The organism is Maribacter sp. PR66 (assembly GCF_028464205.1).
Taxonomy (GTDB): Bacteria; Bacteroidota; Bacteroidia; order Flavobacteriales; family Flavobacteriaceae; genus Maribacter; species Maribacter flavus.
In genome coordinates, this window is sequence record NZ_JAQPCH010000004.1 from 25,137 (window position 1) to 38,992 (window position 13,856).

The 13,856-nt window shown below is 42.5% G+C and carries 10 protein-coding genes; 2 read left to right on the forward strand and 8 right to left on the reverse strand.

What is annotated here, in order from left to right; all coding sequences use genetic code 11:
* The first annotated feature begins 65 nt into the window (after positions 1 to 65).
* Positions 66 to 908: a DUF2911 domain-containing protein gene (locus tag PP181_RS08995; RefSeq protein ID WP_272636825.1), complete on the forward strand. Its 843-nt coding sequence runs from the start codon at positions 66 to 68 to the stop codon at positions 906 to 908.
* 146 nt (positions 909 to 1,054) lie between these two features.
* Here PP181_RS08995 and galK read toward each other — a convergent pair whose 3' ends face one another.
* The 8 genes from galK to PP181_RS09035 form a co-directional block, all read right to left on the reverse strand.
* Positions 1,055 to 2,212 carry a galactokinase gene (gene galK / locus PP181_RS09000; protein ID WP_272636826.1) on the reverse strand — a complete coding sequence of 386 codons (1,158 nt, stop codon included), beginning with the start codon at positions 2,210 to 2,212 and terminating at the stop codon, positions 1,055 to 1,057.
* A 24-nt stretch (positions 2,213 to 2,236) separates the two neighbouring features.
* Positions 2,237 to 3,970: a sodium:solute symporter gene (locus PP181_RS09005; protein ID WP_272636827.1), complete on the reverse strand. Its 1,734-nt coding sequence runs from the start codon at positions 3,968 to 3,970 to the stop codon at positions 2,237 to 2,239.
* Positions 3,971 to 4,081: 111 nt separating this feature from the next.
* The gene (locus PP181_RS09010) at positions 4,082 to 6,613 is read right to left on the reverse strand and encodes a PIG-L family deacetylase (RefSeq protein WP_272636828.1); all 2,532 of its coding nucleotides are present in this window, start codon (positions 6,611 to 6,613) and stop codon (positions 4,082 to 4,084) included.
* 85 nt (positions 6,614 to 6,698) lie between these two features.
* The gene (locus tag PP181_RS09015; protein ID WP_154919565.1) at positions 6,699 to 7,256 is read right to left on the reverse strand and encodes a mechanosensitive ion channel domain-containing protein; all 558 of its coding nucleotides are present in this window, start codon (positions 7,254 to 7,256) and stop codon (positions 6,699 to 6,701) included.
* 3 nt (positions 7,257 to 7,259) lie between these two features.
* Entirely contained in the window at positions 7,260 to 8,210 is a 951-nt protein-coding gene (locus PP181_RS09020) for a septum formation inhibitor Maf (RefSeq protein WP_272636829.1), read from the reverse strand.
* Positions 8,211 to 8,242: 32 nt separating this feature from the next.
* Entirely contained in the window at positions 8,243 to 8,833 is a 591-nt protein-coding gene (locus PP181_RS09025) for a Maf family nucleotide pyrophosphatase (protein ID WP_272636830.1), read from the reverse strand.
* A gap of 2 nt (positions 8,834 to 8,835) precedes the next feature.
* A complete protein-coding gene (locus PP181_RS09030; RefSeq protein WP_272636831.1) occupies positions 8,836 to 9,363 on the reverse strand; it encodes a KdsC family phosphatase in 528 nt (175 codons plus the stop codon).
* Positions 9,347 to 10,120, reverse strand: coding sequence for a Rossmann-like and DUF2520 domain-containing protein (locus PP181_RS09035; protein ID WP_272636832.1), 774 nt, complete (start codon positions 10,118 to 10,120; stop codon positions 9,347 to 9,349). Before PP181_RS09035 ends, PP181_RS09030 begins: the two co-directional genes overlap by 17 nt.
* Before the next feature lie 292 nt (positions 10,121 to 10,412).
* Here PP181_RS09035 and ccsA point away from each other — a divergent pair, with 292 nt between their 5' ends.
* Complete coding sequence (gene ccsA, locus PP181_RS09040; RefSeq protein WP_154919554.1) at positions 10,413 to 13,598, forward strand: cytochrome c biogenesis protein CcsA; 3,186 nt, start codon at positions 10,413 to 10,415, stop codon at positions 13,596 to 13,598.
* Positions 13,599 to 13,856 lie beyond the last annotated feature (258 nt).

Below are 13,856 nucleotides of genomic sequence, written 5' to 3' on the forward strand. Positions count from 1 at the left end.
CTTTCTTAACAAATGGGATTTTGGTTTATACCTAGTTTTGTTAAAACTAAATAAATCAATTAACTATGAACAAAGTAATACTCTTTTTATTGGCCATTGTGGCATCATTATCCCTTGAGGCCCAAATCAATACTCCGGCCCCAAGTCCCGCTTCCAAATTGGTTCAAATGGTTGGATTGACGGAGGTAGTGGTGGATTATTCCAGGCCTTCCATGCGTGGAAGAAAAGTTTTTGGCGATTTGGTACCTTATGGCAAATTGTGGAGAACGGGTGCCAATGCCTACACAACAATTTCGTTTGATACGGACGTAACCATTGCAGGTAGCGAGGTAAAAGCGGGAACCTATTCCATCTTTACAAAGCCAGGTCAAAAGGAGTGGGAAGTGTTTTTCTACACGGATACCAATGGAGGTGGCGTACCCAGTAATTGGGAAGAGAGCAAAATTGTTGCCACGGCGACCGTACCTGTGTATCCTATTGAAATACCCATTGAAACTTTTACCATCACCATGGATGACCTTAATACAACAGGTGCCAATTTGGGTATTATGTGGGAGCAGGTCTATGTAGGCGTTCCGATAGAGGTTCCAACCGATGCTACCGTAATGAAAAATATTGACAGAATCATGTCCGGACCAGGAGCTGGGGATTACTATGCTGCTGCGGTTTATTATTTAAGTGAGGGCAAGGACATAAATAAGGCCAAGGAATGGATGGATACCGCCATGAACATGACGGAGAATCCTGCATATTGGCAATTAAGACAGCAATCCTTGATCTTGGCGAAGGCCGGGGATAAAAAAGGAGCCATAGAAGCTGCAAGAAAATCATTGGCAAAAGCGAAAGAGGCCGGTAATGCCGATTATGTAAAAATGAACGAGGATTCCTTAAAGGAATGGGGAGCCTAAGAATATTTTAGTCTTTGTAAAAGGCCCGTAATGCATGTAGCTTACGGGCTTTTTTATTGGTAACGAAAGAGACTTTATTCCAATAGGTTCGCTTAATTTGAAAATTCCATCCGTATGGACATCCTGTGGGCTTACTTCTTGGCAGCTTAATCTAGCACATGGACCCCATCCCCAATTTCCAACGGATAGGTTTCACATTCGATGTTGGTCTCTTTACGATAGGCACTTTTTATTTCGGACAGACAGGATTCAACTTTATCCGTTTTAAGTAGGTTTATGGTGCACCCGCCAAATCCACCTCCCATCATTCTGGAACCCACTACGCCGTTCAGTTTCTCACCTGTTTTTACTAGAAAATCAAGTTCGGGAGTCGTTATTTCAAATTCCTGAGACATGGCCCAATGGCCTTGTAAGAGTAGGTTACCTACTTCTTGGGTGTCACCGGCTTTTAAAGCCGCTATCATTTTTAGAACCCTTTCGTTTTCCTCCAGAATATATTTTGCCCTTTTGTAATCCGTAGGGCTTACCTCCATTTTTATTTTTTCCAAATGCTCTTGGGTAACATCCCTTAAGGAAGCTGCTGGTTGAATACTGGTATTGACTTTGGAAACGACCGTTTCACAGGAAATTCTCCGTTTGTTGTATTCGGAATCAACAGCAAGGTTGTGTTTTATATTCGAATTGATAAGCACCCAGCTGTAACTTTTTAAATTTACAGGTACAAACTCATGGGTCAAATCCCGGCAATCCAAAAACAGCGCATTGTTCCGTTTTCCAAAAAGAACAGCATATTGGTCCATCAATCCGCAGTTAAGCCCAATTTTATGCTCCGCCTCCTGTGCTATGAGCGCATTCTCTTCCCTGCTAATGGAAAAGCCTAAAATTTCCGAAAGGCCAAAAATAAAACCACAACAAAGGGCAGCGGAGGAAGAGAGTCCCGCTCCTATTGGAATATCTCCTCCAAAAACACAATCGAAACCTTTTAATGAATATCCTTTAGATACCATGATTTCTAAAATTGCCTTGAAGTAATTTCCCCAAAAGGCCTGGTAAGGTTTTGGGTTTCCCTTTAGGTCGAATTCAATTTTTTCGGCATCCGTCAGAAAAGTTTCTATGTGAATAGACGAACTTCCATTTTTTTGAATGGCAAAATAAATTCCTTTTTCAATGGAAGCGGGTAGTACAACCCCCATATTATAATCTGTATGTTCCCCAATCAAATTGATTCTTCCGGGAGCCTTTACCAGAATCGGTTCCCTTTGATATTTTGAAATAAACGAACGCTTGATATCGTGGGCAATCATGGAAATTAGGATAGTTGATTGGTTTTATGCTTCTGTTGGAGGCTTGCTCAACATTCTGTCAAAGGCTTCGAAAATAATGGCCGTAATTATGACCAGGGCAGCACCAATAAAGTTTAACCATAGGTACCCTAGCTTTTCTTCTCCAGAAGGATAAATATGGATTAGGTTATAATATATAATGCAGATAATTATCTGGGTAATGATGGCGGCAAAAAACACCGCATTTCCCTTTACGAACTTGAAGAAAAAAGCCAAGAGAAATATGCCAAGTACATTTCCGTAAAAAATACTACCTATAATGTTCACTAGTTGAATTAGATTATCAAAAAGATTGGCAATACAGGCAATCAAAATGGCGATGACACCCCAGGCAAGAGTAAAACCTTTGGAAGCAAGTACGTAGTGTTTTTCCGTAAAGCTTCCTTTTTTATTCCGTTTATACAAATCTAGAGCCGTAATGGTTCCCAAGGCGTTCAGTTCCGATGCCGTAGAGGACATGGCGGCCGAGAGAATTACCGCCAATAAAAGACCGATTAATCCCTTTGGCAGGTTGTTCAGAATAAAGTGAATGAAGACATAATCCTTATCATTGGTTTCGATGGAATCATCCGCCTGTGAAATCAGGGCTTTTGCGGCAACCCTGTTTGTGCTATCTTTTTGATTGATCCGAATGATTTGTTGTTTCGCTTCCTGAACTGCCGTGTATTCCTTAATATCGAGGGCGGTCGAAAACTGATTTTGGGCGATACGCTTTTCGGCTTCCAAGGCAACCTGTCCTTCCTGAAGGATTTTATAATCCTCGGCATAGTTAGACTCCATCACAGCCACCGTCGCCGCCGGATTAAAATTCAGGGGCGAAGGATTGTATTGATAAAAGACAAAGACCATCACCCCGACCAAAAGAATGAAAAATTGCATGGGGATTTTAAATATGGCATTGAAGACCAATCCCAGTTGACTCTCCCTGATGGATTTTCCGGATAAATAGCGTTGTACTTGGCTTTGATCTGTACCAAAATAGGCGAGGGCCAAAAAGAGTCCGCCCGTGATTCCGCTCCAAAAGGTATACCTACTCTTTGTATTCAGACTAAAATCAAGGATGTCCAATTTATTGCTCGCGCCGGCTATTTTTAGGGCCTTGGAAAAAGTTATGTCCGAAGGAAGGAATCCTAAAATAAAGAAAAAGGCCACGAACATGCCCGTCATTATGATGAACATTTGCTGCTTTTGGGTAACACTGACCGCTTTGGTACCACCCGATACAGTATAAATAATTACCAGGGTACCTATGATAATATTTAGGGTGCCCAAGTCCCAGCCTAAAACGGCCGAAAGGATAATCGAAGGTGCAAAAATGGTGATTCCCGCGGCAAGGCCCCGCTGAATCAAAAATAGGATGGCCGCCAAGGAACGGGTTTTTAAATCGAACCGTCCTTCCAAAAATTCATAGGCAGTATATACCTTCATGCGATGATAAATGGGAACGAACACCAAACAGATAATGATCATGGCCAATGGAAGGCCAAAATAAAACTGTACGAAACCCATACCATCGTGAAAGGCCTGACCGGGCGTGGACAGAAACGTTATGGCACTTGCCTGTGTGGCCATAACCGAGAGTCCAATGGTCCACCATTGCGCCTCGTTTCCACCTTTTACATAATCGTCAACGTTCGCACTTCCCTTGGTTTTCCAGACCCCATAGGTTACAATGAATAATAGGGTACCAGCAAGAATCGTCCAGTCCAGTGCGCCCATTTTAATTGTATGAAGTCATTATAAGATAAAAAACGAGAATGTAAACAAGATTAAGAATCAGAACCAGGGAATACTCACGTTTCCAACTTTTATGTTCCTCTTTTTCCTGACTCATCCTTTGATCTGTTCCTTTTTTGACAGGTTATCCTTACCCACGGATAGCATGTTCGAAAATAATTTGTATGCTCCTGGAACACCCGCGGGAAGTTCCCTGAAAAAGCTTAATCCTGTGTAAATATAGTGACCTTCTCCGTAAGGTGCTATCAATAAACTTCCTTTTGTGGCTTTTTCCCCTTCATCCTTCATTTCAAGGATGGGTGTAAATTCCTTGCTCCAGCTATCCGGAAAATAAAGACCGCGTTCCTGAACCCATCCATTAAAATCATTGGAGGAGATTTTATTGGGATAATTTACCAATTGATGGTCTTGGGCGATTATTTTAACCTCGGAATTTTCATTGGTCACCCGGTCCCTTGAAATCTGAAGATCATACGGGGCGATGTTTTCAAACTGGTCCGCCCATCTGCCCGCCGTGTTGTACTGGACGATTACGGTACCGCCATTCTTTGCGTATTCCAGAATATATCGTTGCTTAAAGCTCAATTCATCGACTACATTATAGGCCCTGATGCCCAGAACTACGGCGTCGTATTTATCCAAGGAGTTCTCGTCTATGTCCGTAGGATTTATAATATGCACTGTATACCCAATTTGTTCCAAACTGGTGGGGACATCATCCCCGGCGCCCATGATATAACCAATATGCTGACCAGCTTTTTGAATATCCAGTCTAACGACTTTTGCCTCGGAGGGCATCAACACGGTCTGAGTGGGTATATGATCGTAGGCGATGGTTACCAGTTCCTTTGAAATGTTTTCTCCATCTATGGATACTATGGAAGTTAAATACGATTCATTTTCGGTAGCGGGAGGCGTTAGTGTAAATACCAGCGTCTGCTCGTCGCCCTTCTTCTCAATGGAAAATGGTTGGGTAGCCGAATCGAGAATCCAGCCGTCGCCAATTTCCAAACGTACTTTACCCGATACATGGTCCTTATGGGCCTTTACGGTAACCGGAATCTGTTTTGGCGTTCCGTCCGAAAATATAAGAACTTTGTCCTTCAACATGGACGTTGCCTTTGGCACGATTTCAAAAGGCTGATATATTTCCCCTTTGTCCGGTCTTCCGTATTTATAGGATACATTTTTTGTTATCGGGATATTGACACCGTCAAAAAGTAGATTAAAAGTCGCTTTGAAGGCCCTAGGGGTTTCAGGTTTTCCTATTAATTCCGAATCGGTCACTGTATAGGTTCCCAATGTTCCCTTTTCCATAAGCCAATAGGGACTTGTATAGTTCGTAGTGTTGGGAATGGTGATCTTCATTTGTTTTTTGAACAGCTCGTTGTACTTCAAATCCGTCGATTCAATTAAAAGTTTTTCTCCATTTACCGATACCGATTCCAGAACGATGTCGGCATTACTTCTGTTGACCGCCTCCAAATTGAGTTCTATGGATTCCCCCGGGTTGGAAAAGGCCTGGGTGGTAAATGCTTCCAAATGAAGGCCCGCCACATCCTCGATGATTGCCTTAAGTTCTATTGATTTTAGTTCCCTCCAATGGTCATCGTTTATTTTTTGAAGCAGCTGATAGGCTTTTATCAAATCCGATAAATGAACGGAAGGATCCTTAAAATTAAATTCGGACTCAACCTTGTCCAGAATGGCTCCTATTTCCGTACCACCGGCCACCCGGGTCCACGTGGTATTGATACCTTCAAACAAATCCGACTTATTCTGAGGTAAGTCGCCTTTTAGGAGTTCAAGATATTCTTCTTCGGTGCCACGGGAGCTCAATCTTCCAAAACCTTGGCAAAGGTGTTGGCTACTGGCCAAGGAAGCAATTTCATTATTGGACATGCCCAATATAGGATAATAGGTTCCTATATCCACATTCAATAGTTTGGTTTTGTCCGCCTGTTCAAACTTTTCTTGGCTACCATAAAACCACCAAGACGTGTTAAAAAACAAACGTTTGGGTTGCCAGGTATCGGTGTTTTCCAATTGGTCCGAAAATGCCTTGGGGTCATTGGCCAAATCAAAGGCTTCCATACTTAGCATGGCAGATGATGTATGGTGCCCATGTGTGGTTCCTGGACTTCTATGGTCAAACCGGTTAACGATGACATCGGGTTTAAATTTGCGAATGGCCGTAACCACGTCGCCGAGAATCAGTTCCTTGTCCCAGATTTCCAATGTTTCCTTCGGATTTTTTGAATATCCAAAATCAACGGCCCTTGTAAACAACTGTTCGCCTCCATCCACTCTTCTAGCGGCCAAAAGTTCCTGTGTCCGTAGTACGCCCAGCAATTCCCTAAGCTCCGGACCGATCAAATTCTGGCCGCCATCGCCCCTTGTTAAGGAAAGGTAGCCTGTCCTGGCGTGGACATGGTTGGAAAGGTAGGAGATAAGCCTGGTGTTTTCATCGTCTGGGTGTGCCGCAATATATAATGCCGTGCCTAAAAAATTCAGTTTTTGAATCTCATGGAAAATATCGGCTGGGGAATGGTTTTTTGGTGTCTGGGCGAAGGATGGGCCAATAAAAAGGATGCCCATGAGTAAAAATATGGTGATACGGCGCATTAAATTGGTTTTTGGTCTAATCTCAAAGATAAAAAGATTGCATGCCCAAGACTCGATTTTACGACTTCTTTAACAGACTGGTAACTTATTTATCCGCAGCAATTTCCTCGCTTTTGTATGTCGATATCAATACCACCCCTTTTTGAAGGACCAAGTTATTGGGATAGGTAATAATTTCCCCGTTTGCCCTTCTCAAGTGAAGATGAAAGGGCTTAATATCCTCAATGACAAAAACCTCCCTCTCGGGATTGTCGGTATCCAGAATTTCCTTGTCCAGTATTCGAATGGTATTGCCAATTTTAAACGGAAAGGAAAAGAAGATGATGACCCCCGCAGTAATATTGCTCAAAATAGACCATTGCGCAAATAAGGCTACGCCGATTACCGCAAAAACGGAGGAAAGCAGAACGCCCAGATCCCGGTAGTTTACGCCCCAAATAAAGGTGAGGGCAATTATGGACAAGGTAATCAATACGATATTGATGTACTTGATAATCAAATTGATCCGTACGGGATTAAAATCGCTCAATTTACCCACTTTCCTTACGATGGAGGTAAATATGATTTTAAAAATGAGGATAATTACAAAAAGTACAAGACTGAACAGGAGACTGCTTTTGTGATCTTCAATAAAACCTTCCATAAATTATAGACCTAAACTGTCCCGCAAATATAAATCCTTATTATGATTCTGTTGCCAATAGGGTGCATTAATGGTCTTGATTTTAGTAGCTTTTGAAGTAAGAGTTTGGGCCTCTGGGCCAAACCCACTTTTTGAGGTTTCTGACCAGCTTTCGATGGGATACGGAAAAGCATTTCCAAAGGTTATGGAAAGGCTTCTTTCCAATTCCGGATACGAAATTTCATAGGTGTAAAAACCATCAGAATTTGTAAGGGTGGCTTCTGCATCATAGGCTTTTAATTCCTTGTGGCTAAGCCTAACAAATTCAAGGGAAGGAATGATTTGATGGGTGCCTTGCGGCAGATTTTCTGGATCGATTTTTAGTTTGTTCCAAAGTTCATTTTCCAAAACTGTTTTTTTCAGGTTGAAATCTTGGTCGCCCTCCGATTCAAAATAGGAACGGGACATGACCTGAAACTCTTCTTTATTGTTAATTTGGGCATATACATGACCACACCACTCCTGCGCTGAAAAGGACACTTTAAGCGCATGCTGGTTGTCATAAACCGGATAGAAGCTACTGGCCATAATGGAGTAGGGGTAAATACCGGTCAGGTATTTCTTGGTGGCGTTCAATTTTAGGACCGGGACATTATCGGTAGATGCATTGTCCGCTTTGACCTGTTTGTCTTTCAAAAAAGGTTCCGTTACATAGATCATCACCGCCTTGCCTGTTCGTATTTCTCCATAGCGTGCTTGCTCCAGTTCATAGGATGTAATTTCCGCTGTGCCGGAATACCAATAGTCCTTAAATTCTTGGGATAATTTTTTTCGAGGGAATTCCGGTTCTTTTTTGGGCGTTACACTTTCTTCCTTTGTATCGTTCGCTACTTTGGAATTGCAGGACTGAAATGTCGTAAAGACGGCAGCCAAAAGGACCACCGACATTTCCAAGGTCAACCATTTCTTAAACATAAAACGTTCTTTTCTTTAAAATTAAGGAAAATCTATCTGGAAACCATATCCAAAAGCGTTTCGTATACCAGGTTTGTAGGTAGACCCACCACGTTGGTGTAGGAACCTTGAATTTCAGAAATGCCAATAAGGCCTATCCATTCCTGAATGCCATAAGCACCAGCCTTGTCATAGGGCGCAAAATGGGTGATGTAATAATCGATTTCGGCATCGGACAGGTTCTTGAACTTTACTTTGGTGATGCTGTTTTTAATAATCTGTTCGCTGTTTGTGGTAAAACATACCGAGGTAATGACCTCGTGCCAATCGCCAGATAATTTGGCAATCATGTCATGGGCCTCTTTGGCATCGCCCGCTTTGGCGAAGGAGGTGTTTTTATGCCATACCACGGTATCGGACGTAATTAAAATTTCTTTTGGACCCAATGTCCCTTCAAAAGCCGATGCCTTTAGTTTCGAAAGAAAGTCGGATATTTCCGCACCTTGAAGTACTTCGGGGTAGATTTCCTCCACAGGCTTCAACCTAATTTCAAAGTCCAGCCCCATCTCCTCCAAGAACTGTTTTCTCCTGGGCGAACCAGAGGCCAATATCAATTTGTAATCGCCAAGCTTTTCCCGTAACATCCCTAAGCGTTTGCGGCATCAAAATTATCCATCCAGTCCCCCCGTACTTTAAGTACCTGTTCAATGACGTCCCGTGCGCATCCAGAGCCACCGTTGATATGTGAGATATAGTCACAGATGGCCCGTACTTCGGGTACGGCATTTTGCGGGCAGGAGGCCACGCCCACCTTTTTCATGGCAGGGATATCCGGTATGTCATCGCCCATATAAAGTACATTTTTCGGATCGATGCCATAAATGTCCAAGTATTCTTCCAGAGCATCGATTTTGTGATGGGAGCCCATGTAAAAATCGGTGATGCCCAAACCTTGCAAGCGTTTTTTCACACCCTCGTTGGTACCGCCCGTAATGATACATATATTATACCCTTTATCGATGGCGACCTTTAGTGCGTATCCGTCCTTGACGCTCATTTTTCGGAGCATTTCCCCCGTGGTGGTCACGAGGACGCTACCATCGGTCAAAACGCCGTCCACATCAAAAATAAATGTGGTAATATCCTTTAAGTACTCTTTATAGCTTTTCTTCATTTTCGTTTTGGTTGGATGCCTTTATCGCATTGCTTATTAGTTTGTATAGGGTCCTATGCTTTTCGTCGGTTAACAAAGTAAGGTGTCCATGCAAGGTCTTTAAATCGCTCCGAATGGCCGGGCCTGTTTGTGCAGCTTCTGGGGACAAGGTTTCTATTTTGGCAGCGGTTTCCTTTATCAAAGGATACAGTATTGAAAAATCCAAGTCATTTTCATTGCAAATTTGCTTTCCGATGGTATACATGTAGTTGGTAAAATTATTCACAAAAACTGCGGCCACGTGCAACACTTTTCGCTGGGCGGAATCAATGTGCTGAACGTTATCGCTAATTTTTCTCCCCAATGTTTCTAATATCTCCATGTCCTTTTCATTGAAAACTTCCAGACACATGGGAACAGTTTTAAAATCAATAATCTTTCCAGCGGTAAAGGTCTGTAGGGGGTAGAAAACACCCCTTCGTTGATGCTTTGACAAAGTGTCCAAACCAACGCTTCCGGAAGTATGCACTACCATTCCTTCTACGTTCAGGGCATCGGACACTTCCTGTATGGCATCGTCCTTCACGGCGATGATGTAGATATTGGCCTTTGGTATTTCCATCCAATCCAAAATAACATTGACTTTGCCCTCAAAATGGGATACGGAGGCCTCTGACCTGCCAAGGATTCCTGCCAGATGTATTTCGGGAACACCATACAATACCGATGCCAAATTTTGGGCAACGTTCCCAGTTCCTATGATGACTACGGAAATCATTCGGCGAAAATACAAAGAATTGCTTGGAGATTTTATGGGTAAACTGTTGCAGTTCCTTCGTTCCCTGGGAAGCTTCCTGAAAGTGTTTCCAGACTAGGAAACATTTTTTTGAAAAACATTTATAATCTTTATGATAGCCAAACTAGAGGATATATGGATGTGATTCTCACTTTTACAGACTATTGTAGTCCCTAGAAAATTAACATTTTGTTACACTATTCTCCATGGATATCGTTTAAAAAAAAGTGTAAAAGGACGTATTTTTGCAACCTGAAAACCATTGTCTTCTTAAATGACAGATCTGTTAAAGAAAATTTTCTTCTCCACCCGTTTAATGTCCGTTTTGTTTATTGTATTTGCCGTGGCCATGGCATTTGGGACTTTTATTGAAAGTTGGTATAGTACGGAAACTGCCCGAATCTGGATATACAATACCACCTGGTTCGAGGTTATTATGGTCTTTTTTGTAATCAACTTCATTGGGAACATTGCGCGTTATCGCTTGTTGAGAAAGGAAAAATGGCCCGTTCTAGTCCTGCATTTGTCTTGGATATTGATCATTGTTGGTGCATTTGTAACCCGATATATCAGCTACGAGGGCATGATGCCGATCAGAGAAGGGGAAACTGAAAATGTGTTCTTTTCGGATAAGACCTATTTGACGGCCTACATTGAGGGTGATATCAATGGAGAGCCAAGAAGGAAAACTATGGAGGATGATTTGATCGTAACCCCAGAAGCCATAAAATCCAATCTGCCATGGACCGGGGACTTTAACGGTCAAGAATTTACCATTTCCTACGTTGACTTTATTGAGGGTGCCAAGGAAGGCCTCATTCCGGGAACGACAGGGAATACATATCTAAAAATCGTGGAAGCGGGCGATGGTCAGCGACACGAACATTTTTTGGAGAATGGCAAGGTCATGAGCATTCACGGCGTGCTGTTTTCATTGAACAATGAGACTGATGGGGCCATAAATATTTTCACCGATGGCCCCGAATATCGAATATCTTCTCCGTTTCAAGGAAGTTTTATGCGCATGGCCGACCAATTTCAGGGACAATTGGTCCAGGATAGTGTACAAAAATTACAATTGCGTTCTTTGTACAATACGGCCAATATGCAGTTTGTCATCCCCGATTCCTTAGTACAGGGAACCTACGGCATTGTGGAAATACCCGAAGCCGAAAAAATGGAATTCGATTTGGATGCGCTTGTACTTTCTGTATCCAGTAATGGCGAGACCAAGGAAGTAAAGGTGTTGGGAAGTAAGGGGCAGACCCAGTTTAGCGATAAATTCAACGTTGGGGGCTTGGATTTTGCCCTGCGATATGGTTCCAAGATTTACGAGCTTCCTTTTGCCATACAACTCAACGATTTCATTGCGGAAAAATATCCTGGAACGGAGAACGCCTATGCCTCCTTTATGAGCAAGGTGACCATAAAGGATGAAAGGCCCTTTGATTATGATATTTACATGAACCACATTTTGGATCATAAGGGATACCGATTTTTCCAGGCAAGTTTTGACCCTGACGAAAAAGGCACCCGACTTTCAGTAAACCACGATTTTTGGGGGACTTGGATTACCTATGTAGGGTATTTTCTGCTGTATATTGGTTTGATGGGAATCATGTTCTTTGGGAAAACCCGTTTCAAGGATTTGGCGGAGTCCTTGGATAAATTGAAGAAAAAAAAGAAAAAGATACTTACGGCCATTATACTGTTAATTGGGTTATCTAGTTCCTTACAAGCGCAGGAGCATACAGCGGACGATGGCCATGATCATACCCAAGCACCCACCCAACAACAAATAGATTCCCTCATAAAATCCTCCATGGTGGCCAAGGAACATGCGGATAAATTCGGGAAATTGGTGATTCAGGATGAAGGCGGAAGGATGAAGCCCGTCAATACCTTTTCTTCGGAATTACTGAGGAAGTTGAGCCTTAAGGACACCTATTTGGGGTATAGTTCAGACCAAATTTTTCTTTCCATGATCATGAACCCCGCAGTTTGGTACAATGCGGAGTTTATTGCCTTGGACAAAAAGGCACAAAATGATAGCATAAGAAAAATTATAGGAATTCCGCAAGGGCAGAAATACGTAAAGGCGACCGATTTTTTTAATCCGGACGGGACGTACAAGCTGGAGCCCTTCTTAAGGGAGGCAACTGCTACCAATAACCCAAACAAGTTTGAACAGGATTTCAAGGATGCCAACATCCGTTTGAGTCTATTGAATCAGGCCTTGGGTCAGGATATTGTTAAAATTTTCCCACTGTTGAACGATGAGAACAACAAATGGATATCGGCGGTAGAATATCGTGGGGGACAGATCCAGATTCAGGATTCCCTATATGCCAATTTTGTCAAGAATGCCATGCCGTACTATTTGATGACATTAAGTAAGGCACAGCAGACAGGGGACTATGGCGAAGCAGACCGACTTCTGGCCGCTTTCAAGCAAAATCAGGTAAACAATGGTAGTGAAGTACTACCATCGGAACGAAGAATCAACACAGAAGTTATTTACAACAAGCTGAATATCTTTAATCGGCTGTATCAGTATTATGCCTTGGTTGGCGTACTTTTCTTTTTGATTCTTATTTTTCAAATTTTTAAAGATCGTTCCATCTGGAGAATTGGGGTCTATTTTTTCAAAGGTGTCATTTATTTATTCTTTTTGTGGCATACCGCAGGTTTGATTTTGAGATGGTATATCTCCGGCCACGCGCCATGGAGCGATGCCTATGAAAGTATCCTGTATGTTTCCTGGGCAACGATGGGCATGGGCTTATTGTTTGGTAGAAAGAGTAATATGACCGTTGCCGCATCGGCCTTTGTAACCTCCATGCTCTTATGGATAGCCCACCAGAGTTGGGTGGACCCTTCCATTGCCAATTTGGTTCCCGTATTGGACAGTTATTGGTTGATGATACATGTGGCGGTCATTGTTGGCAGCTATGGTCCTTTGACAGTGGGGATGATCTTAGGGGTGGTTTCTTTGATTTTGATTCTGTTGACCAATAAGAAAAATCGCGAACGCATGGATATCAATTTGAAGGAACTCACCATCATCAATGAGCTTTCGTTGACGATAGGTTTGGTCATGCTGACGATTGGGAACTTCTTAGGGGGTCAATGGGCCAATGAAAGCTGGGGACGTTATTGGGGCTGGGACCCTAAGGAAACGTGGGCCTTGATATCCATTATGGTCTACGCCTTTGTCATCCACACACGATTGGTTCCCGGGCTAAGGGGAAGGTGGACCTTTAATTTTTTGAGCGTCGTTGCCTTTGGTAGTATCATGATGACCTATTTTGGAGTGAACTTTTATTTGGTGGGACTACATAGCTATGCGAGTGGGGCACAGGTGATTACACCAACCTTTGTGTGGTATACGGTTGCCGGCGTTTTGGCCTTGGGAGCATTGAGTTACTGGAGGTATCAGGTGAATTACGCCAAAAAGTAGTTGCTATCATGAAGCTGTTGATACTCGGTGCGACTGGAAGAATATCTAAATGGATAGTTTGACCAACCTTGGAGGAGGTATAGTCAAAACCATGCAATATTGAACAAAGGATAGAAGAAAAAATCTCAAAATCCTAATTCCAAATCACAGAATACCGCTTCGTTTTTAAGCTAAAGTTGTTATTGGTTTATATAAATCGTTTATAATTATAAAATTTACAAAAATCCATTTCGAACAACGAACAACGAACAACCCATG